Origin of the sequence: Streptomyces sp. SudanB182_2057, assembly GCF_964272715.1 — a bacterium.
Taxonomy (GTDB): Bacteria; Actinomycetota; Actinomycetes; order Streptomycetales; family Streptomycetaceae; genus Streptomyces; species Streptomyces rubradiris.
The window spans coordinates 7,935,075-7,956,880 of sequence record NZ_OZ186798.1; the positions used below are offsets into that span (position 1 = coordinate 7,935,075).

General features: G+C 74.6%; 15 protein-coding genes. 7 read left to right on the top strand and 8 right to left on the bottom strand.

Annotated elements, in window-relative coordinates:
* Nucleotides 1-115 precede the first annotated feature (115 nt).
* A complete protein-coding gene (locus tag ACSURM_RS35290; RefSeq protein WP_436960025.1) occupies nucleotides 116-1,693 on the bottom strand; it encodes a hypothetical protein in 1,578 nt (525 codons plus the stop codon).
* A 194-nt stretch (nucleotides 1,694-1,887) separates the two neighbouring features.
* On the opposite strand from ACSURM_RS35290, the gene ACSURM_RS35295 reads away from it, so the two are divergent.
* The 4 genes from ACSURM_RS35295 (at nucleotide 1,888) to ACSURM_RS35310 (ending at nucleotide 9,139) form a co-directional block, all read left to right on the top strand.
* The gene (locus ACSURM_RS35295; protein WP_436960026.1) at nucleotides 1,888-2,451 is read left to right on the top strand and encodes an AMIN-like domain-containing (lipo)protein; all 564 of its coding nucleotides are present in this window, start codon (nucleotides 1,888-1,890) and stop codon (nucleotides 2,449-2,451) included.
* Between the two features lie 420 nt (nucleotides 2,452-2,871).
* Nucleotides 2,872-4,101: a cytochrome P450 family protein gene (locus ACSURM_RS35300; protein WP_436960027.1), complete on the top strand. Its 1,230-nt coding sequence runs from the start codon at nucleotides 2,872-2,874 to the stop codon at nucleotides 4,099-4,101.
* Between the two features lie 383 nt (nucleotides 4,102-4,484).
* A complete protein-coding gene (bdeA, locus tag ACSURM_RS35305) occupies nucleotides 4,485-5,414 on the top strand; it encodes a bis(hydroxyethyl) terephthalate hydrolase (protein WP_436960028.1) in 930 nt (309 codons plus the stop codon).
* Between the two features lie 167 nt (nucleotides 5,415-5,581).
* Nucleotides 5,582-9,139 carry a LuxR C-terminal-related transcriptional regulator gene (locus ACSURM_RS35310; protein ID WP_436960029.1) on the top strand — a complete coding sequence of 1,186 codons (3,558 nt, stop codon included), beginning with the start codon at nucleotides 5,582-5,584 and terminating at the stop codon, nucleotides 9,137-9,139.
* 12 nt (nucleotides 9,140-9,151) lie between these two features.
* On the opposite strand, the gene mgtA is transcribed toward ACSURM_RS35310, so the two are convergent.
* From mgtA to ACSURM_RS35335, 5 genes are all read right to left on the bottom strand, one after another.
* Entirely contained in the window at nucleotides 9,152-11,794 is a 2,643-nt protein-coding gene (gene mgtA / locus ACSURM_RS35315; RefSeq protein ID WP_436960030.1) for a magnesium-translocating P-type ATPase, read from the bottom strand.
* Nucleotides 11,787-12,149: an ArsR/SmtB family transcription factor gene (locus ACSURM_RS35320; RefSeq protein WP_391338520.1), complete on the bottom strand. Its 363-nt coding sequence runs from the start codon at nucleotides 12,147-12,149 to the stop codon at nucleotides 11,787-11,789. Before ACSURM_RS35320 ends, mgtA begins: the two co-directional genes overlap by 8 nt.
* A gap of 152 nt (nucleotides 12,150-12,301) precedes the next feature.
* A complete protein-coding gene (locus tag ACSURM_RS35325) occupies nucleotides 12,302-13,009 on the bottom strand; it encodes a hypothetical protein (RefSeq protein ID WP_436960031.1) in 708 nt (235 codons plus the stop codon).
* A 237-nt stretch (nucleotides 13,010-13,246) separates the two neighbouring features.
* Nucleotides 13,247-14,611: an alkaline phosphatase gene (locus tag ACSURM_RS35330; protein WP_436960032.1), complete on the bottom strand. Its 1,365-nt coding sequence runs from the start codon at nucleotides 14,609-14,611 to the stop codon at nucleotides 13,247-13,249.
* Nucleotides 14,612-14,795: 184 nt separating this feature from the next.
* A complete protein-coding gene (locus ACSURM_RS35335) occupies nucleotides 14,796-15,224 on the bottom strand; it encodes a MarR family winged helix-turn-helix transcriptional regulator (protein ID WP_436960033.1) in 429 nt (142 codons plus the stop codon).
* Nucleotides 15,225-15,392: 168 nt separating this feature from the next.
* Between ACSURM_RS35335 and ACSURM_RS35340 the strand changes: the two genes are divergently transcribed.
* Both ACSURM_RS35340 and ACSURM_RS35345 read left to right on the top strand, forming a co-directional pair.
* Entirely contained in the window at nucleotides 15,393-16,289 is an 897-nt protein-coding gene (locus ACSURM_RS35340) for an MBL fold metallo-hydrolase (RefSeq protein WP_436960034.1), read from the top strand.
* Nucleotides 16,290-16,648: 359 nt separating this feature from the next.
* Nucleotides 16,649-19,717 carry an amidohydrolase family protein gene (locus ACSURM_RS35345; RefSeq protein WP_436960035.1) on the top strand — a complete coding sequence of 1,023 codons (3,069 nt, stop codon included), beginning with the start codon at nucleotides 16,649-16,651 and terminating at the stop codon, nucleotides 19,715-19,717.
* Here ACSURM_RS35345 and ACSURM_RS35350 read toward each other — a convergent pair.
* The gene (locus ACSURM_RS35350) at nucleotides 19,701-20,471 is read right to left on the bottom strand and encodes a class I SAM-dependent methyltransferase (RefSeq protein ID WP_436960036.1); all 771 of its coding nucleotides are present in this window, start codon (nucleotides 20,469-20,471) and stop codon (nucleotides 19,701-19,703) included. The two genes, ACSURM_RS35345 and ACSURM_RS35350, sit on opposite strands and share 17 nt — an antisense overlap.
* Before the next feature lie 113 nt (nucleotides 20,472-20,584).
* On the opposite strand from ACSURM_RS35350, the gene ACSURM_RS35355 reads away from it, so the two are divergent.
* Nucleotides 20,585-21,064: an Lrp/AsnC family transcriptional regulator gene (locus tag ACSURM_RS35355; RefSeq protein WP_436960037.1), complete on the top strand. Its 480-nt coding sequence runs from the start codon at nucleotides 20,585-20,587 to the stop codon at nucleotides 21,062-21,064.
* Between the two features lie 73 nt (nucleotides 21,065-21,137).
* Here the strand turns inward: ACSURM_RS35355 and ACSURM_RS35360 are convergent, their stop codons facing one another.
* Nucleotides 21,138-21,722 (bottom strand): TetR/AcrR family transcriptional regulator, encoded by a 585-nt coding sequence (locus ACSURM_RS35360; RefSeq protein ID WP_436960038.1) that lies wholly within the window; start codon nucleotides 21,720-21,722, stop codon nucleotides 21,138-21,140.
* Between the last annotated feature and the right edge of the window lie 84 nt (nucleotides 21,723-21,806).

Genomic DNA, 21,806 nt, shown 5'->3' on the forward strand with positions numbered 1-21,806 from the left:
GTGGGAGCGCTCCCATCGCCGGTCTGCTGGGACTGTAGAGACAGGCACACGCCCCTGACAAGACGATCCGCCGAAGAACTTGCGAAGGAGTCGGCCGCGGTGGCGGGCCGGAGGTTCAGCCGTCGTCGCGTACGGCGGCCAGGCCGTTGAACACCCCGATGTAGGCGGTGCCGTCCGGACCCACCGTGATCGGCGCCCAGTTGTTGTCGTACCCGACGCCGGTGCCGACGAGCTGCTTCCAACGGGTCCGCCCGGTGCGGAAGTCGACCGCGGTCAGGTACCAGGCGTCCACGCCGAGGCCGTTGGGATCCTTGGTGTAGAGGTAGATCAGCCCGTTGCCGGTGGACAGTTTGGGCACGACGGACGGCGACCGCTCACCGCTCTCCCACACGGTCTCGCAACCGCTGCCGTCGGGGCGGACGTCGATCCGGGTGACCCCGCCGACGACACTGCGCCCGAAGGTGAGGGACGAGACGTTCTCATAGCCGTAGTTGTTCTCGACCACCAGGCTGTCGCCCCAGCTGATCAGGGAGTTGTCGGTCGTGGACGCGCCGGGCGCGAAGACGGGGACCTCGCACACCAGGCGCCGGCCGGCGGGCACGTCCGCGCCGCGCCGGTAGACCAGGACGTGCATCCGGTCGTCGGCGTTGTCGGTGATCGCCACGTACCGTCCGCCGTCGCCGAAGATGTCCGGAGTGGTGCCCGAACCCTGGTTCACCGAGCCGGGCTTGGTGCCGGTGCCCCGGTCGTAGGTCTGCCGCCACACCACGGCGGGGGTGCCGTCCGCCGCCGCGGTGAACTCGTACAGCGCGTGGTCGGAGACGATGGACACGCCGTCGGCGGCGACGGAGAAGGAGTTCTGGATCTCCTCACCGTTCAGCCGGACGGAACGGATGGTCCCGGTGGCGGGGTCGACGGTGCCGACCCGGCCCTGCCGGGTGACCCACCAGATCCGGCCCTGCCAGTCCGGCATGACGGAGGTGACCGGGTCACAGCTTCCGTCGGGGTACGGATCGGCCCAGGTCGCGCAGTCGTGGGGCACCCACTCGCCCAGGTCCCAGTCGTCGGTGACGGTGAACTCCCAGCCCCCGTCCGCCCGTTGCCGGTGGGCGAGGCGGACGATGTGCTGCCGGGAGTCCGCGAGCACCAGCCGGTCCTCGTGGTCCAGGTACGCGTAGGCCCCGCCCGAGGTGTCCTTGAAGATCCGGGAGAAGTCGAGCCGGGTGATCGCCTCCACGGTGGACGGGCGTTGGGGCAGCTCGTACTCGGCCAGCGTGGCCAGGGACCGCGGGTCGAGCAGCTTGACCAGGAACCCGGTGAACGTCCCGCACACGGTGACGATCCGTCCCGCCCGGTCGAAAGTGACGGTGGCGCACTCCCCGCCCAGCGGCGCCATCCGCTCGCTGTCGGCCCGCGGGCGAGCACCGAGCGGGCCGGACCACGGGGAGGTCGCGCTGCCCCAGCCGTCCGCGTGCATCCCGGACCGGCCGTTCGGCGCGAGGTAGGGGTGCTGGGGCGGCGGGGTGCCGGGCAGTGGCCGCGCGGCGGCCGGGGCGCCGGCGTAGGCGTCGACCAGGCGGTGTCCGGGTGCCTTGGGGATCGGGTCGGCCGACGCGGGATGAGTCGCGGCGGCGGTGCCTGCGGCCAGGGCCAACGCCAGGGCCAGGGCCCGGCCGGGCGTCCTGCGGGACATGGGGCTCCTCGGGAGTGGGTGCGTCGGGTGGTCGCGCCGCCGCGACCATAGGAGCGGGCCCTCGAGGAGTCCAGGGGAAGGTGACGGTTGTTCATGACCTCGCAACAGGGGTACCGGCAGCGGTGGGCAACCCTCCACCGGACCCAGGTGTCTCACTCCGTAATGGCGTGACAAACGATCAAGGGGGCAACATCATGCGACGAACAGCGGCGGCGGTAGCGGCGCTCGTTCTGGCGGGAACCGGGCTGGGGATGGTGACGGCCGCCGCGGGCACGGCGTCGGCGGCCACCACCGGCGCCACGGCCTGTCCGACCGGCTGGGGCAGCGGCGACAAGGGGGGTCCCGCGGCGGGTGCCGTGCCGCTGAAGAACATCAGGGCGGGCCGGCACGACTGCTTCGACCGCCTGGTCTTCGACGTGCCCGGCGGCGGCACCCTCAGCTACTCGGTGGGTTACGTCGACCAGCTCCACCAGCTCGCCAGCGGGGAGTACATCCCGGTCGGCGGCGGCGCCGTGCTCGACGTCCGGGTGGGCGCGCCCGCCTACGACCCGGCGACCGGCGCGGCCGCGTACCCGGGGCGGGCCGGCCAGCCGCTTCCGGGTGTGGACATCAGCGGGTACAGCACCTTCAGGGACGCCCGGTTCTCGGCCAGTTTCGAGGGGGAGACGCAGATCGGTCTCGGCGTCCGCGCCCGGCTGCCGTTCCGGGTGATCCAGCTGCCCGACCAGCTCGTGGTGGACGTGGCGCACTCCTGGTGACGTCGGCGCACTTCTGGCGCGTGACGTGCTTCGGGTGACGTGACGCGCTTCTGGTCACGACGTGCGCGCCTGGTGAAGTGCCGCGTTCCTGACAGGGCGGCGGGCGAGAGCGGACGGGCGACTGGCCCCCGCGCGGCCCGCCGCCCGGGACGGGCGGGCCGAGCGCCTCGCGACGCCGGCGCGGGGTAGCCGGAACCTACCCTTCCGGCGGTCGAAAGGGAAGCCCCGCGACGGGAAGGGAAGCCCCGCGACGCGGCCCTTCGGACAGTCCTTCGACAGCCCTCCGGCGCCCCCCGGCCGTGTGGCGGCGTGTTCCGGACGGTGCGCGGGGAACTGCCGTTGCCGTGGCGCTCATATCGGGTATATCTCCCTGGCGTCGACAAAGCGGCATGTGCGGTCGACCTCGGCCCGGGAGGCACGATGAGCCAGCAGCCTGTCCTTCTTCCCTACTCCGATCCGGCCTTCCTGGCGGACCCCTTCCCGCTGTACCGGCGGCTGCGCGAGGAGGGCCCGGTCCGGCGCGCGATGATCGCCGGCGGCCTGGACGCCTGGCTGATCACCCGCTACGAGGACGGACTCGCCGCCCTCTCCGACCCCAGGCTGAGCAGCGATGTCCGCGACGCCTCGGACCCTCGCCTCACCGCACAACTGCCCGAGTTCGAACGCGAGTCGATGATGAGCAGCATGCTGCGCGCCGACCCGCCGGACCACACCCGGCTGCGCCGCCTGGTCTCGAAGGCGTTCACCGCGCGCCGGATCGCCGGGCTGGGCCCCCGCGTCCAGGAGATCACCGACCGGCTGCTCGACGCGGTGGTACCGGCCGGCCGGGCCGACCTCGTGGCGGACTTCGCGCTGCCGCTGCCGGTCACCGTCATCGGCGAACTGCTCGGCGTGCCCGGGGACGACCGGCAGGACTTCCAGCGGTGGACCGACGCCATGCTCGTCCGTGACGAGACCATGCCCGACCCGGCCGTCGTCAACGAGGCGTGGCAACGGATGCACGCCTATCTGACCAAGCACCTGGAGACCAAGCGCGCCCGGCCCGGCGACGACCTCCTCAGCGCGCTGATCAGCGCCCACGACGAGGAACAGCGGCTCAGCCAGGACGAGCTGATCGCCATGACCTTCCTGCTGCTGGTGGCCGGGTACGTCACGACGGTCAACCTGATCAGCGGGGGCATCGCCGCGCTGCTCGCCCACCCCGCGCAGCTGTCGCTGCTGCGGGAGCGCCCGGAGCTGCTGCCCGACGCCGTCGAGGAGTTCCTCCGCTACGACGGACCGGTCAACCCGGGGATCGTCCGGTTCGCCCGCGAGGACGTCGAGATCGCGGGCGTGACCGTTCCCCGCGGGGCCACCGTCGTGATCGCGTCCGCGATCGCCGACCGCGACCCGGCCCGGTTCACCGACCCCGACACGCTGGACGTCACCCGAGGTGACAGCGGTCACCTGGCCTTCGGACACGGCATCCACTACTGCCTGGGCGCACCGCTCGCCCGGCTGGAGGGCCGGATCGCCATCGGCACGGTGCTGCGCCGCCTCCCGGACCTGGCCCTGGCGGTGCCACCGGCCGAGCTGACCTGGCGCCCCGGCGGCCTGCGCGGCTTGGCCCGGCTTCCGGTCACGTTCATGCCCGGCGGGCCGGTGGCCTGAAACACGGGGGTGCGCTCGCGCCGACGGGGTGCCGGAGTCTCACCGACGCGGGCGGTGACCCGGCGGGCCGTCCATGGTCGGCCTGGGGGTGTTGACCTGGGGTTTCGACCTTCGTACGGCTCGGGCGCGAGCCCGGTGTACGGGACGCCGGTGGGCTCCGACGGGCCGCAGCGACGGCCTTCGCCACCGTTGTCATCCCACGCCAGGACGCGCCTCCGGCGGCGAATTCCTGTACGAGACCGGTGACATTGCCGGTCCGGTCGTGCCGCGCGGCACCGACAGTGGCACTGCTCACCCCACTGGCGGAGCCCGCCGGCCGGAGCGCTCACGCGCGCCATCCGGGCCGGACGGGCGGCTCGCCACGACAGAGAGGACGACTCGTCGTGCAGCACCCGCGCACCAGCACCACGGCACCGGCCCCCCGCACACGCTCCACCCGTCGTGCCGGACGGCTGGCGACCCTCGCCGCGGCGGTCACCGCCGTCGTCGGCCTGACCACGCTCGGCGGGCCGGCGGCCCACGGTGCCGACAACCCCTACGAGCGCGGCCCGGCGCCCACCGAATCCAGCATCGAGGCGCTCCGCGGCCCGTACACCGTCGCGGAGACCAGCGTCTCCCGGCTCGCCGTCACCGGCTTCGGCGGGGGCACCATCTACTACCCGACCAGCACCGCCGACGGCACCTTCGGCGCGGTGGCCGTCTCACCCGGCTACACCGGCACCCAGTCCTCCATCGCCTGGCTCGGCCCCCGGCTGGCCTCCCAGGGGTTCGTGGTCTTCACCATCGACACACTGACCACGCTGGACCAGCCCGACTCCCGGGGCAACCAGCTGCTCGCGGCGCTCGACTACCTCACCGGCAGCAGCTCCGTACGGAACCGCATCGACTCCAGCCGTCTCGGCGTCATGGGCCACTCGATGGGCGGCGGCGGCAGCCTGGAGGCGGCCAAGACCCGTCCCTCGCTGCAGGCGGCGATCCCGCTGACCCCGTGGAACCTCGACAAGACCTGGTCCGAGATCAAGACCCCGACCCTGATCTTCGGCGCCGACGGTGACACCATCGCCCCCGTCGCCACCCACTCCGAGCCCTTCTACAGCACCCTGCCCAGCTCCCTCGACCGGGCGTACCTGGAGCTGAACGCCGCGACCCACTTCACGCCCAACACCTCGAACACGACGATCGCGAAGTACAGCGTCTCGTGGCTGAAGCGGTTCATCGACAACGACACCCGCTACGACCAGTTCCTCTGCCCGCTGCCACGGCCGAGCCTGACCATCGAGGAGTACCGGGGCAACTGCCCGCACACCTCCTGACCGGCCCTGCGGACCAGGCGGCGACCGTCGCTCACGGCGGTCGCCGCCGGCGTCGTGCCGGGCCGCCTCCGCCGTCCTACGACCAGGACACGGTGCCGCCGTGACGGACCGCAGGGGTCCGGACGTATGCCTTCCGCCCGTCCTTACGCGTCAGTAAGGTTTCGGGAATGAGCGGAGAGACGACTCTGGGGCCCGGTGCGGCGCGGCACCGGCCGGATCCGGTCGCGACGCTGGGGGAGCGGCTGCGCGAGGGCGGCGCGTACGTCCTGACCGGTGAGCCCGGCAGCGGTCGCTCGACCGTCCTCGCCAGGATCGCCCGCGCGTTCGACGCCGGGCCCGCCGTGGTCGTACCCGCCCGTCCCGAGCGGTTCCGGCAGCCGCTGGCCGGGCTGCGGTCGCTGTGCCGGGCGGCCGGGGTGCCCGATGCCGACGCGGCGGGCCCGGTGCCGGACCTGATCGGCGCGCTGCGGGCGACCGTGGCGTCCGGGACGGTCCTGCTCTGTGTCGACGACGCCGACCGGTGGGACACCGCTTCCCGGGCCGCTCTCGGCCGACTGGCCGCACTGCTCGCCCCCGGCGGCGGAGTCGCCCTGGTGCTCACCGTGGCCGGATACCGGCCCGTGGACCCGGAGTTCGCCGGTCTGCCGCTGCTCCGCGTCCCCCCGCTGTCCGCGCCGGACGCCGCCGCTCTGCTGGAGGAGGCCGCGCCGGGCGCGCTCGACCCCCGGGTGCGCGAGGAGATCACGGCCGCCGCCGAGGGCAACCCCGGCCTGCTGCTCGGCGTGGTGCACCGCCTGACCCCGGCGCAGCTCGGCGGCATCGCCCCGCTGCCGTGTCCCCTGGTCGCGGCCGAGACCCTCGCCGCGTCGGCGGGCCGCCACCTCGCCGGACTGCCACCGGCCCAGCGGGACCTGCTGCTCGTGACCGCGGCGGCCGTTCAGGTCTCCGGGGAGCCGACCGCCGAAGCCGACCTCGTACGACGCGCGGCGGCCCGGCTCGCCGCCGCCGGGCCGGGCCCCGATCCCTTCGCACACGCACCGGCGCATCCATCTGCCGAGTACGGCCCCCTGCCGGGCCGAAGTCTCCCGCCCTGGCCGGGGCCACGCCCTGACACCGATCCCTTGCCGGAGCCGGCTGCCGGGGCTGAGTCCGTGCCGGGTGGCGGCCTCGATTCCCCGCCGGAGACGCGCGCCCATGGCGGCCTCATGCCCGGTCATGGCCCCGTTCCGCTCGCCGCTCCACACTCCGACGGCGACCTCGTGCCCGGCCGTGGCCCCGGTCCGCACGGCATCGGCGACGACCGGCTCCTGTCGGGCGGCACCGCGCTGCCGGAGGCGCTGTACGCGGCCGAGGGACGGGTCGGTTTCCGCAGTACGGTGCTGTGCCGGGCGGTGTACGCCGACGCCTCGGCCGAGCGGCGCCGTGCGGCCCACGAAGCGCTGGCGCGCACGCTGCCCGACGCGCGCGGCCTTCCGGCGCTGCTGCACCGCTCCTGGGCCGTCGCGGGCCCCGCCCCGGCGCTGGCCGCCGCCCTCGCGTCCGCCGCCGCTGACCCGGCGTCGGCAGCTACACCCGCGCAGCGCTGTACGGCTTACACCCGCGCCGCCGAACTCGGCGCGGACGGCGTCGAACACGTCCGGTGGTACACGGCCGCCGCCGGACAAGCTCTGCTCGCCGGTCAGTCGGCCCGGGCGCTGCGACTGCTCGACACGGCCCGCTGCCGACCGGCGCCCGCACCGGTACGCGCGCGTGCCGAACTGCTGCGCGGCACCGCGCTGCGCTGGGACGGTCCGGTCGACGACGCCCGCGAAACCCTGCTGCTCGCCGCGGCCCTGTCCGCGCCGCACGACCCCGAGCGGTCCGCCGAAGCCGCCCTGGCCGCCGCGGACGCCGCCTGGTCGGCGGGCGACGTCGCCGCGTGCCTGCGCGCCCTGACACAGGGCCGCTGGTGGACCGGCACCCACCGCGCGGGAGAGGCCCCCGGTACCGCTCTCACGGGCCGGACCCTCCCGGGCATCCCACCCCCGCCCGCAGAGCGGGCCGCGGCCGAGCGGATGCCGGGCGCGGGGGGAGGGCCCGGTGCCGCCTCCGTGGGCCGGACACGGCCCGTGTCCGCCGATCCGCTCGGGGATGAACGGGTCTGCGGTAGGGAGGAGGCGCCCGGCCCGGTGGGTCAGGTGCCGCCCGTGTCCGCCGGTCGGCCCGGGGACGAGCGGGGCCTAGGCACGGCGGGGCAGGTACCGCCGCTGTCCGCCGTTCCACCCGGGGACGAAGGGGGCCTCGGCACGGCGGGAGCACCTGGCCCCCTGGGACAAGTACCGCCCATGCTCGCCGAATGGGGCCCTGGCATCCCGGAGGCCCCCGGCCCCGGTCTCCTGGGGCAGGCGCCGTCCGTGAGTCAGCTTCCGGTCGCCGGTGGGCTCGTGGCCGGGCGGGGCTTCGGTGCCGTGGCGGCCCTGCGGGACCACCGTGCGGGCATGCGCGCGGTCCTGCAAGGGCGGTTCGACCTGGCCGCGGCCCCCCTGCGGCGGGTCGTGGAGCGCGCGTGGACGGCGGACGACCCGGAGGAACTGCTGCGGGCGGCCTCGGCGGCCCTGCTGCTCGGCGACACCGCCGCCGCCCGCCGGTCCGGTGCCCGGGCGCTCGCGGTGGCCCGTACCCACGGGTCCGCCCTGCACGAGACACGCGCCCTGGAGTACCTGGCCTACGGCGAACTCCGCGCCGGACGGCACGCGCTGGCCCGGGCGCACGCCGAGGAGGGGCTGCGCAGCTCCTACCGTGCCGGGCTGCGCAACACGGCCGCCCACCATCACGCCGTACTCGCCCTGGCCGCCTCCATCGCCGGTGAGGCGCACACCGTCGCCGAACACGCGACCGAGGCCATGAACACCGCCCGCCGGCACGGGCTGGCCCAGGCCGCCGCGCTGGCCCAGTGGGCGCTGGCCCGCGCCGACCTGGGGCACGGCCGGCCCCGCGAGGCCGCCGAACGGCTCGCACCCCTGGTGCGGCCCGGCTCGGGCCGCGGCCACTTCGCCGTCTGGATGCTCGCCGTACCGTGCTACGTGGAGGCCTGCGCGCTCGCCCGGCAGCCGGAGGGCGCCGGGGACGCGGTCGAGGACTTCGCGCTCTGGGCGGCGTGCGACGCCGACTCGCAGGCCCCCGCCCAACTCCTGCGCTGCCGCGCCCTGCTGGCACCGCCCGAGGCCGCCGACGCGCTGTACCGGCAGGCGCTGCGGCGGCACGGGGAGGGCGCCGGGGACTTCGAACGCGCCCGCACCGAACTGCTCTACGGCAAGTGGCTGCGGCGGCGCCGCCGGCTGCGCGAGGCACGCACCCATCTGCGGGCCGCGCTGCTCGGCTTCGAGCGCTGCGGCGCCGGCCCGTGGGCCCAGCAGGCGGCGGCGGAACTCCGGGCGAACGGGGTGACGGGGTTGCCCGGGGTGACCGGCTCCGCCGGTGTGCTCGGCGCGGACGGACCGGCCGTCGGCGTGCCCGGGGACGCGGCCCGGCCGGACGGGCTGGCGCGGCTGACCCCGCAGCAACTGCGCATCGCCCGGCGCGTCGCACAGGGACTCACCAACCGGGAGGTGGCCCTCAGCCTCTCGGTCAGCACCCGCACCGTCGACTACCACCTGCGCAACGTCTTCGCCGCCCTCGGCGTCCGCTCCCGGATGGAGCTGGCCCGCCTGGTGGCGCAGGACGGGCAGGCCGTGGCCCAGCCCTGAGCACAACGTGCGTCAGGTATCCCGGTGCTGCCTGAGCACCGCGAGACCCGCCGCGTACAGCAGGAGCACCGCGCTGAGCGGGAGGTAGTAGACGGGCGGCAGGACGGTCAGGCCGAGCACCGGGCCGAGCGGCGAGGGCGGCACGGCCAGCCCGATGACGGCCAGGGCGAGCGCCGCCCAGGACACCGGCCCGGGCCGGCGGCCCCGGCCGCCGCCCCGCTCCCCCCGGAGCAGGAACATGACCAGGGCCTGGGTGAGCAGGTTCTCGGTGAACCAGCCGGAGTGGAAGAGCGTCTCGTCGTCCCCGCTCCCCGGGCCGGTCGGGACGAACGCGAGCACGCCGAAGGTGGCGAGGTCGGCGACGGCGTTGAGCAGCCCGAAGCCGGTGAGGAAGCGCAGGAGGGCCCGCGGGCGCAGCACGGCCGGCCGGCGCAGCGCCGACGGATGCGGCCGGTCGTGGGCGAAGGCGAGCTGGGCCGCGTCGAAGCACAGGTTCTGGGCCAGCACCTGCCCGGGGAGCATCGGCAGGAACGGCAGCAGCAGACCGGCCGAGAGCATCGCCACCACGTTGCCGAGGTTGGAGGACAGCGTGACGCGCAGATACGTGGCGATGTTGCCGCCCGCGTGCCGGCCGGCGGCGATGGCGTGGGCGATCGCGGTGAGGTCCTTCCCGGCGAGCACCACATCGGCGCCCTCCCGGGCCACGTCGGCGGCGTCCCGCGGGGCGAGGCCGACGTCGGCGGCGCGCAGGGCGGGCAGGTCGTTGACGCCGTCCCCGAGGAAGCCGACCGTGTGCCCGCCCGCGCGCAGCGCCTGGGTGATCCGGGCCTTGTGCTCCGGCGTGCAGCGGGCGAAGACGGTCGTACGGCGGACCAGGCCGGACAGTTCGGCGTCGGTGAGGGCGTCGATCCGGCCGGCGGTGAGCACACCGTCCGCCGGGACGGGGATCCCGAGGTCGCGGCAGGCGCGCAGGGCGGTGCCCGGGTGGTCGCCGGTGAGCACCTTGACGGTGACGCCCCCGTCCATCAGGTCCCGCAGCGCGTCGGCGGCGGTGGGCGCGAGCGCGTCCCGCAGGGTGACCAGGCCGCGGAAGGCGAGCCCGCGTTCGTCGGCCGGGGTGTAGTCGCGGGCGCGGGCCGGGCGTTCGGCGGTGGCGACCGCCAGGACCCGCAGCCCCTCCTCGGCCGCGTGGGCGGCGAGGGCCCGCTGCCGCTCGCGTTCCGTCTCGGCCAGGGCGCAGCGCTCCAGGACGGAGTGGACGTCCCCCTTGACGACGAGGGTGTGCGTGCCGAGCCGGCCCGGGGTGCGGATCACGGCGGTGGCGAGGCGGCGGGCCGGGTCGAAGGGGACGGCGGCCACTCCGTCGCAGGCCGTCGGCGCGTCCGTATCCGCGTCCAGGAGTGCCTCGTCCAGGGCGTCGGGCTGGGGCAGGTCGGCGAGCTGGAGCGTCCACCAGGCGTTGACGGCGGCCCAGCGCAGCACCTCGGGATCGTCCCGGCCGTCCGCGCCGAGCGACCGGTCGACGACCGGCCGGTCCTGGGTGAGGGTGCCGGTCTTGTCCAGGCACAGCACGTCCATCGCACCGAGGTCGTGCAGGGCGGGCAGCCGCTTGACGATCACGCCCCGGGTACGGGCCAGCAGCGACGCCCCGCGGGCCAGGCAGACGGTGACCAGGACCGGCAGCATCTCAGGGGTCAGCCCCACCGCCACCGCGACGGCGAACGGCAGCGTCTCCAGGCCCCGTCCGCGCAGCGCCGCGTTGGCCATGAGGACCAGCGGCGGGGTGAGCAGCATGAACCGAATCAGGATCCACGAGATACCGTGCACGGACCGGTCGAAGGCGCCGGCCTCCCGCCGGCCGGCCGGGCCGCCCTGGGCAGCGGCGAACCGGGTGCGCGCCCCGGTCGCGGTGACGACCGCGGTGGCGCTGCCGGTGGCGACACTGCTGCCCAGGAAGCAGTACCGGGACTGCCCGAACACCCCGCTGCCCGTCCCGCCGGAAAGATCGTCCGCGTGCTTGGCGACGGCCGCCGACTCGCCCGTCAGCGCCGACTGGTGCACCGTCAGCCCACTGGCCCGCAGCAGGCGTACGTCCGCCGGCACCAGGTCGCCCGGACCCAGCCGGACGACATCCCCCGGGACCAGCTCGTCGACCGGAACCTCCCGGCTCACCGGCGCCGCGTCCTCCCGCGGGCGGCGCAGCACGGTGGCGGTGGTGGCGACCAGCTCACGCAGCCGGGCCGTGGAGCGGTCCGCCCGGTGCTCCCCGGTCGCCCGCAGGACGCAGCTCACCGCGACCAGGAGGAGGATCACCGAGGCCGTGCCCCAGGCGAGAACGGCCGCCGACACCAGCCCCAGGCACGCCAGCACCGCGGTGAACGGATCCCGCAGGCTGCGTACGCACAGGCGCGCCCAGGAGACCTCCCGCCGGGCCGGGAGCACGTTGTCGCCGAACCGGGCCAGTCGCCGCCCGGCCTCCGCCTCCGTCAGGCCGCGCGGACCGGTCTCCAGCGCGCGCAGCACCTCCAGCACGCCGGGCTCCGAACGCTCCTCGCGGCGAGCCCCGTCGACGTCTCGGTCCCGGACCGTCCGCGTGGTGGCGTCCGGACCCGGATCCGCCGCGTCCCGACCTGAGGCCGCGGCGGCCTCAGGCACCGGTTCCGCGCAGCCCGCGCGTCCGGCCGGAGCCGTACCGGGAGGGCCCGGACAGATGCGTGACCATCACCCGTACGAGTGTGACCACGTCGGGATCGTCGATGTAGTAGACCTGCCGCCGGCCCTCCCGGCGCGAGCCGACGAGTCCGGCCAGCTTCAGCTTGGTCAGGTGCTGGCTGACGGCGGGCAGCGCGCCGCCCACCCGATCGGCGAGGTGGGTCACATCGCTCTCGCCCTGGGACAGGGCCCACATCAGGTGCAGCCGGGCGGTCGAGGCGAGCAGCCCGAAGGCGGCGGCCGCGGCCGCCAGCACCTCGGCGGGCGGGTCCTCCAGGGCACCGGCGCGGTCCGTCACAGTTCCCCCGTCCTCTCCTGTCCTCTCCGATGGCGCCCCGCGGGCGGCCGGCGTCCACGGGCCCGCCCATCGTAAGCGCCGGGTCACCGGCCGTCGTGCGCCGCCGGGACGCCGGTCATCGCGTGCTGCCGGGGTTTCCCGGGCCCGGTCCGTCATCGTCCCGCCCGGTCCCGGCGCTGTCGCAGGCGTGCTTCTTCGAGACGGCCGAGGAGGAAGGGCACCACCCCCCGCTCCAGCAGGGCCAGTTCCCAGGCCTGCCGGGCCCGGGCCACGGTGTCCGCGGGCGCCGTCGCCGTGCGGGAGCCGCCCGGGCGGTCGTCTGCCACCGGCCCGGACCGCCGGACCAGGTGACCGATCGCGAGCCCGACGGCCGGCGCGCCCAGCAGCAGGCAGACCGTCAGCACACCGTCGCCGGCGTGGGGCAGAACGCCGGAGAACCACATGCCGTACCCGGAGAACAGCAGCACCAGCCCTACCGAGGACAGGACGAGCCGCACGGACGTCGAGGGCGGCGGCCCGGCGGCAGGGGCCGGCCGCCCGGGGTCGCGGGACGGCGGCGGGGCGGCGCACGACGGCACCCCTGGGCCGGGGGGCGGCGGCGCGGGGTCACGCGGGGCCCGTCGGCCCCGCCTCCGGTCCGAACTCGCGGTCATGGCCGCCAGATACTCGCGGTACTCGATGTCGGCGAACGCGGTGATCGCGTTCATCGCCCCGAGCGCCCTCGCGCGCAGCTCGGCGCGGTCGACGAGGTTTCCGCACCGCTCCATCGCCTCCACGACCTGCCCCAGGCTTATGGCCTGGTCGAGTACGCGCTCGAACACACCGCCGAGTTCAAGCCCGAGCGGGGCACTGTCCGTCATACATCCCCCAGGTGCGGAAGGTTCGCCGGCAGCAGGTCCGCCACCCGTCGCAGCGTGGCGCGGTGAGGGGTGGCGCGTCTCATAGTCGCAAACTTGCGCAACCAACAGAACGGATCGTGGGGTCGGTCGAGGGGGCGTGAAGAAGGGAAAACGCGGAGAAGGGAAAAGGGGAAGGGGAGACCGGCGGCCCGGTCTCCCCTTCCCCTTTTCAGGGCGTTCGGTTTCCCGTCAGGGCACTCAGCTCAGGCGCAGGGCCTCGCGGAGGGTGGTGAACAGGTCGGTCTGGTCGGTGACACCGAGCACGCGGTAGGCCAGCGGGCCCTGTGCGGCGATACGCACCTGGGTGCCGGTGTGCTCCTGGGACTGGCCCGGCGTGTTGGTCGAGTAGTTGACCTTCAGCTGCTGGCCCTCGTTGGTCACCAGGGTGGCGGACAGGCCGGGCGGGGTGGCCTCCAGCGGCACGATCTGGCTGGTGTGGCCGTGGTCGGCGGTGGTGACGACGAGGGTGTCCGGGTGCTGGGCCGCGTAGGCACGGGCGACCTTCACCGCGCGGTCGAAGGCGGCGGTCTCGCCGATCTGGCCGCAGGGGTCGGCGGCGTGGTCCTGCTTGTCGATGGAGGCGCCCTCGACCTGCAGGAAGAAGCCCTTCTCGGAGTGCTTCTGCCGCTGCTTGGCCTCCAGCAGCTGGAGCGCCTTGGCGGCGGAGTCCGCCAAGCTCGGCGTGTTCGACGGCCGGTTCGGGTTCGAGGTGACGCAGCGCTGCGGGTCGGTGCCGCCGACGGCGGCCGGCCTGCCGGTCCACTCGACCGGCACGTTGCCGGAGGCGAACAGGCCGAGGACGGGCTTGCCCGGCTTCGCGGCCTTCATCGAGGCGTTGTCGGTGACGACCTGGTAGCCGAGCTTCCTGGCCTGCTCGGTGACGGTCAGGCCCTTGTACCTGCCCTGGGTGACCTTCTGCTCGAAGCGCTGCTTGCCGCCGCCGAAGAGGACGTCCACCTTGTGGTTGACGGATTGCTCGGCGATCGAGCCCGGGCCGCCCGCCGCGATCGTGTCGGCGGGGCACTTGGCCATGTCGGCCGGGCCCTGGCAGGAGCGGTCGGTGACGTGGGAGGCGAGCACGGCTGGGGTGGCGTCGGTCAGCTCGGCCGTGGTGACGCTGCCGGTGGCGTAACCATTTTTCTGTGCCAGTTCCAGGATCGTGCGGACGGCCTTGTCGGAGCCCGGCGTCTTGGAGATGCGTCCGTTGACCGTCTTCACACCGGTCGCCCATCCGCTGCCGCTGGCGGCGGAGTCGGTGACGTAGTCCGGTGTGCCGTCCTTGTGCACGGCGTACGTGGTGTACTCGCCGGTCAGCGGGAACTTGTCCATGTTCAAGCGGCCGTCGGCGCCGACGGTGTAGTCACGGGCGAGCGTGATCTCCGAGTCTCCCATGCCGTCACCGATCAGCAGGATGACGTTCTTCGCCTTGCCGCCCTTGATGGCGTCCTCGGCCTGCTGCTTGGTGTCGGTCGCGCCGGCGCCGGTGGTGAAGGCGACGACGGCGGCGGTGGACGCCAGCAGCGCGGTGGCGACGGTGAGGTGACGGCGGGACGGTCCGTGCATGGAAGCGACTCCTTGGGGCATCCCGTCCCGGGAGGGACGGGCGTCAACGGGCGTCAGCCCATCACCCGTTGATGAATCGCGTGGAAACCCCTGGTGGGGCGCCGGTTTCGGGCACGTGGCCCCCGGGCGGCCTCGATGGCGGAGCCCATGCCGACGGGACCAGCGCTGTGCCGGCGGTACGGGCTCAGGGACGGGCGATGGCTCGCTCCAGCAGGCCCTGAAGGGTGCGTTGCTGCTGCGGGCTGAGACCGGCCAGCGGCGAGTCCTGGGAGAGGAGCCCGAGGAGCCGGTCGCGCAACGCCGTGCCCTCGGTGGTGAGCAGGAGCTGCTTGGCGCGGCGGTCGGTGGGGTGCGGGCACCGCTCGACCAGGCCCTGCTTCTCCAGTTTGTCGACGACGAACGTGGCGTTGGAGGGCTCGCAGCTCATGCGCTCGGCGAGCTCGCGCATGGTCATCGGGCCGGTCATCTCCCGCAGCGCGGTCGCCTGGGCGGCGGTGAGGCCCAGGGCGGCGGCCCTCTCCCGTACGTGCTCGGTGATCTGCTGCGCGAGTCCGTTCACCAGACCGCACAGCTGTCGTTCGGCGCTGGTCTGCGGTTCCGGAGCAGTCGTCATGGGGCCCATCCTAGCAAATCCATCAAGTTCGGATATTTAGAGCTTGAATGTTTCTAGCTTGATGCTTATCGTGGTGGTGTGCCGACCGGGAGACATGACGGTGACCGGCATCGATGCCCGGCGCCGACGACCGAGGCCGGGGAACGAAGAAGCAGGGAGACGAAGCACATGGTGGCCAACTCCGCACTCGCCCAGGACGACCGGCTGCGCCGGCCCGCGGGAATCCGTTCGGTACGGCTGGGCGACACGAAGGTGTCCTTCATCCCGGACGGAGCCGTGCAGGGCAGGCCGCGCGCCTGGCTGCCGGACACCACCGAGGAGACCTGGGCCGCGCATCCGGAGTATCTGGACGCCTCCGGGTACCTCGTGGCGAGCATCGGCGGCCTTCTCGTGGAGCACGGAGACCGCGCGCTGCTGATCGACGCGGGGTTCGGCCCCCAGTCCCTGCCGGCCGTCCCGGGCGCCCCGAACGGCGTGCTGTACGGCGGCGCGCTGCTGGACAGCCTGGCCGAACTGGGCTGTGCGCCCGAGGAGATCGAGGCCGTGGCCTTCAGCCACCTGCACCCGGATCACACCGGCTGGGCCGTCCACCCCGCCCCGGGCACCGGCCGACTCGCGTTCGCCCACGCCGACCACCTCGTGCCGGAGCCGGAATGGGCCGCGCGTGACCTGCCGGAGGCGGCCGGCGGCCTCTCCGAGGAGACCGTGTCGGCGCTGGCACCGCGCGTGCGCACGGTGACCGACGGACAGGAGGTCTTCCCCGGCGTGCGCGTCCGGATCACCGCCGGCCACACGGCGGGGCACGCGGAGTACGTCATCACCGGCGGCGGGAGCCGGCTCATAGCCTTCGGCGACTCCCTGCACTCACCGATCCAGGTGGACCACCCGGAATGGTCCTGTGTCTACGACCAGGACCCCGCCCGGGCCGCCGACCACCGCCGACGTCTCGTCACCGAGCTGGCGGAGCCCGGCACGATCGGCTTCGGCGTCCACTTCGCCGACGCGGTGTTCGGCCGGGTCCGGCGGGACGGCGACGGCCCGGCGTGGCAGCCTCTGGACGCCTGAGGCGCAGGGCGGGGCGCACGGGCCGGGCGGGGGCATGCCCGGGGAGCGGGCGCACCGCGCGAGGGCGCGGATGGCCGGTGAGGGTGTGGGGGCTCCGCGAGGGCGCCGCTCGTACGACTCGTACGGCTCGTACGACGACGGACCCGCCACTCGTACGACGACGAACGGGCCCACTCGTACGACGCGAACACGCCCACCCGTACGGTGACGCACCCGCGATCCGCCGGACGGCGCCGGAGTCCCGCGTGCCCTCCCCGCGTTGGGCCTCGGTACCCGCCACCATGGACCCGGCCGTGCCGACCGCCCACCGTGGCGGCGTGCTGGGGACGGCCGCTCGGCGACCCGGTGAGGAGAGCGCGATGACGACGGAACACGGCCGGGTCAGCCGCCGGGACCTGCTCCGGGGTTCCGCTGCGGGGCTGACGGCGGTCGCGGCCCCGGTGACGTCCCCGGCCGTGGCCGTGTCCGCCGCCGTAGCACAAGACACCTTGTGCTACCGCCAGTTGACCGGTGGATCGGTGACCGCGTCCCGTGACGGGTCCGTGGTGATCGCCGAGGTGCAAGGGGTCCTGTGGCGGGTGCCGCCGGAGGGCGGGGAGGCGGTGCGGATCACCGACTGGGACCTGGAGGCGACCCGCCCGGCCCTGTCCCCCGACGGCAGGCGGCTGGCGGTGGGCGGCTACCGGGGCGGCGGCTTCCATCTGTGGACGCTGCGGACCGACGGCGGCGGGCCGCGCCAGGTCACCGACGGGCCCTGGGACGACCGGGGCGTGGCCTGGTCACCCGACGGCAGCCGCCTGGTCTTCGCCTCCGAGCGCGGCGGCGACCCGGTGGCCGGTGCGTCGTTCGGACTGTGGACGACGGACGCGGACGGCGCCGGGGCCGAGCGGCTGACCGGCGGCGCCTACGAGGACCTCGACCCGGTCTGGTGGCCGGACGGGCGCTCGGTGGTGTGCGTCCGCGCCGCCCACACGCCCGACGGCGCCAGCGACGGCGGCCTGGCACTGGTCCGCGTACCCGCCGGGGGCGGCGCCGGGCAGGTGCTCCGCGGGGTGGGGGAGGGCCGGCTGCTGTGCCCGTCGGTGTCCCCCTCGGGCCGGATCGCCTACCTGCACCTGTCCGGCACCACGGGCTCCCCGTCCCTGCCGGCCGCGCGGGCCACGCTCCTGGTGGACGGCCGGGTGGTGACCGAGGGCGAGGACCTGGCGGCGGCCCCGCCGTGCTGGCTCGGCGACGACCGCCTCCTGTACGTCGCCGACGGCCGGCTCCGCCTCCGCACCCTCGGCGCACCCGGCTCGGTGCGGGACATCCCCTTCACCGCCCGGATGCCGGTGCCGCGCCCACGGCGGCGCCCCAGGCCGCTCTCCACGGCGGCGGCGGGGCCGGTGCGCGGCATCCATCTGCCCGCCCTCGCACCCGACGCCGGCAGCGTGGCCTTCGTGGCGCTGAACGCCCTGTGGGTGCAGCCCGTCGGCGGGGCACCCCGCAAGGTGCTCCAGGCCGCCGCCGTCCACCATGTGCAGATGCCTGCCTGGGCGCCGGACGGGCGGAGCCTGCTGTACTGCACCGACCGGGACGGGCTGACGGCCGTACGCCGGCTCCACCTGAACGGCGGGCACGACGAGCCGGTCACCGGACCCGGCCGGCTGTACCCGGCGGCGTCCCCGGACGGCACCCGCCTCGCCTGCCAGGACACCCGGGGCAACGTGCTGCTGCGCGACCTGGCCACCGGCGCGGAGCGGGTGCTGGCCCGGCCGCTGGCCGCCGACGGCCCGCCCGGCGCCCCGACCTGGTCACCGGACGGCCGGTACGTGGCCTTCTGCGACCGCAACCGGCTCAACCACCGCTTCCGCGAGGGCTACCACCTCATCCGGGTCCTCGACACCCGCACCGGCACCGAGCGGCGCCATCTGCCCGCCGCCCACCAGTCGCTGTCCGACCGGGCCGCCGCCGGCCCCGTGTGGTCGCCCGACGGCCGCTGGATGGCGCTGGTCGCCGAGTCGGCGCTCTGGCTGCTGCCCGTCACCGGGGACGGCACCCCGACCGGTCCCGCCCGCCGGCCCACCGGCGAACCGGCCGACCATCCCACCTGGGCACGCGAGACGAACACCCTGCTCTACCTGTCCTCGGGCCGGCTCCGCCTCCTGGACCCGGCCCGGACCGAACCCCGTACGCTGTCCGTGCCGCTCACCCACCGTCCGGCCGGCGGCCGGGAGCGACTGCGCGTCCACGCCGGGCAGTTGTGGGACGGCACCGGCACCGTCCCGCGCCGCGACGTCGACATCCTCACCGACGGCCGCCGGATCACCGCCGTCGAACCCCACCGCCCGCGCCGCCCGGGGTACCGCACCCTGGACGCCTCGCGGCACACCGTGCTGCCCGGCCTGTTCGACAGCCACACCCACCCCTACAGCGCCACCTACGGCGCCCGGCACGGCCTGGCCGCACTCGCCTACGGCATCACCACCATGGCCTGCATGGGCGCGTCCCTGTACGAAGCGATCCGGCTGCGCGAGTCCCTCGCCTCCGGGCACAGCACCGGCCCGCGCCTGCTGGCCTGCGCCGAACTCATCGACGGTGCCCGCACCGCGTACGCCATGGGCCGCGCCCACCGCACCGCCGCCGGTGTGCGGCGCACCCTGGAGCGGGCCACCGCCCTGAACGTCGACTTCGTCAAGACCTACGTCCGCGCCTCCGGGGAGGTCATGGCGCGGGCGGCCGACGCCGCCCACCGGCTCGGGGTGCCCAGCGGCAGCCACCTGTGCGCACCGGGCCGGGTCGCCGGACAGGACCTCACCACCCACCTCCAGGCCACCCAGCGCCTGCCCTACGGCCACGCCACCACCCCCACCGGCCACATCCACCAGGACCTCGTCCAGCAGTACGCCGACGGCGACTTCGCCCTGATCGCGACCCCGTTCACCGCACAAGCCCTGCTGGGCGCCGACCCCGCCCTGGCCGACGACCCCCGGGTGCTCACCCTCATGCCGCCCTGGGACGTCACCGCCGTCCGTGAACGCGCCCGCACACCGCCCACCGACGAGCAACGGCGGGCCCTCGCCACCGAGATGGCCGCCTACCGCCGCCTCGCCGCCGAGGGCGCCCTGCTCGCGGTGGGCACGGACGCGCCCCTGGTCCCGGCCGGCCTCTCGCTCCACCTGGCCCTGCGCGCCCTGCACGCCCACGGCTTCACCCCGGCCCAGGCCCTGCTGTGCGCCACCGCCGCCCCCGCGCGGCTGTTCGGCGTCGAGAACGACCTGGGCACCGTCGAGCCGGGAAAGACCGCGGACCTGACCGTCGTCGACGGAGATCCCTTCACCGACTTCGGCAGTCTCCCGCGCACCCCGCTGGTCCTCCGGGACGGCGTCGCCCACCACCAGAGCGACCTCGTGGCCGCGGTCCGGGGCACGGTCACGACGCCCGCTTGAGGACCACCGTCCGCATGCCCCCCGGCCCGCCGCGCTCGTGCGCCACCCGCAGTCCGGCGCCGCGGAACCGCTCCAGCACCCAGGCGTGGGAGAGCCGTAGCTTGCGGTAACTGTGGGCGTTCAAGGACCAGTCGCCGCTCGCGGGGTCCCGGGTGTGGATCAGGTCGTGCACCACGACCGTGTAGGCGTCGAAGTCGTCCGGGTACTCCAGGAAACAGGTCATGATCCGGTCCTCGGTGGAGCGGACCGGGAGGAAGCGGTCCGTGCCGGTGAGCGGGACCGTCAGATCGCGGTAGGCGAACACGGCCGTTCCCCCGGGCGCGAGCGCGGCGGCGACATCGGCGCACAGCGCGGCCACGGCCCCCCGGGTCGGCAGATGGGTCAGGGTGTCGCCCAGGCACACGATGGCCCCCACCGAGCCCGGGCGGACCAGCTCCGGCAGGGCGGTGCGCACGTCCGCCCGCACCGGGCGCACCTCCGGGGTGCCGGCGGCGTGCGCGGCCAGCTCGCCCAGGAGCGGTTCGCTCAGGTCGACGGCGAACACCGGATCGAAGCCGAGGCCGGCCAGGGCCAGACTGGTGTGCCCCGGACCGCAGCCCAGGTCCACGGCCGTCGACCCGGCCGGGCCGGGCACCACGCCCCACTCCAGCAGCTGGGCGCGCTGGGCGGCGGCGAGCGCGCGGAGATCGCCTCCCAGCATCCAGGTGTAGTGCTCCGCGAGAAACCGGTCGTAGTGCTCGACGGCGGTCGTCATGGGGCGGTCAGGGCTCCCTTCGGATCCGGTGGGTGAAGGGAAACCTAGAGCGTGATACGGCCGTTGCGAGTGCCCGCCGAATCCTATTCGGGGCGCGGGGAAAAATGGCGGCCATGGACTCCATTGATTCGGCGATCCTCGGCCATCTGCAGCGCGATGCACGGCTCACCAACCGGGAGTTGGCCCGCAAGGTCGGCATCGCCCCGTCCACCTGTCTGGAGCGGGTCCGGTCGCTGCGGGCCCGCGGGGTGATCACCGGTTACCACGCGGCCGTGCAGCCGCGCCTGTTGGGCCGTTCGCTCCAGGCCCTGGTCTTCGCCCGGCTGCGCCCGCTGAGCCGGGACGTGATCTCCGGCTTCGAGGCGTACCTCGCCGAACTGCCGGAGGTGGTCTCGGTGTTCGTGGTCTCCGGCGACGACGACTTCGTGGTGCACGTGGCGGTGCCGGACATCGAGCGGCTGCACGCCTTCCTCATGGACCGCTTCAGCGCCCGCCGGGAGGTGGTGAGCTTCCGCAGTTCCGTGATCTACCAGCAGACGAGCAGCCGGGTGCTGAGCCCCCTGGCCGGCACCGAACACAGTGAGGGGAGGTGACCGGGGCGGGTACCTGACGCACGGTCGAAATCCTCCGTCGTCCCGCCGGTGAACCGGTGTCCTTCCGGCCGCGTCAGTCGTCGGTGCCCAGTGTCCGGGCCGCGAACTCCGCCAGCCGCGACCGCATCTCCTCGCGGGACAGTCCGCTTCCGTCGGCCAGGTGGGCGACGAGGTCGGCCCGGGTCGCGGCGAGCAGGGCGTGGGCGGTGAATTCGGCGTCGGCCCTGCCCGGCACCTGCTCCAGCAGTTCCCTCAGCAGGGCGTGCCATCGCTCGTAGTGCTCCGTGCGGTACGGGCTGGCGTCGCCCACCTGTTCCAGGGCCAGCGCGAGGTGGCGGTTGTCGAGCTTGAAGCACAGCACGGCGTCGAGCAGGGCGAGCACCCGCCGGCGCGGCGGGCTCCCCGGGCCGAGCGGCGGCGGGCCCTCCTCCACGCTCGCGCGGACCGGTTCGAGCCGTGCCTCGTACAGCGCCCGGAGCAGCCCGGTGCGATCGCCGAAGGCACGGAAGAGCGTCCCCTTGCCGACGCCGGCCGCCGCCGCGATGTCGGCCATGGTGACGTCGTCCGGGCGCTCGCACCGGGCGAAGAGCGTGTCGGCGGCGGCGAGGACGGCCGCGCGGTTGCGGGCGGCGTCCTTGCGCGGTCTGCGGTCGGCCATGGGCCCTCCTCTGTTGCAATCCGGACCGGCGGTCCGTATCTTCGATGAAGCGGACCGACGGTCCGTATCGTACTGGAACGGAGA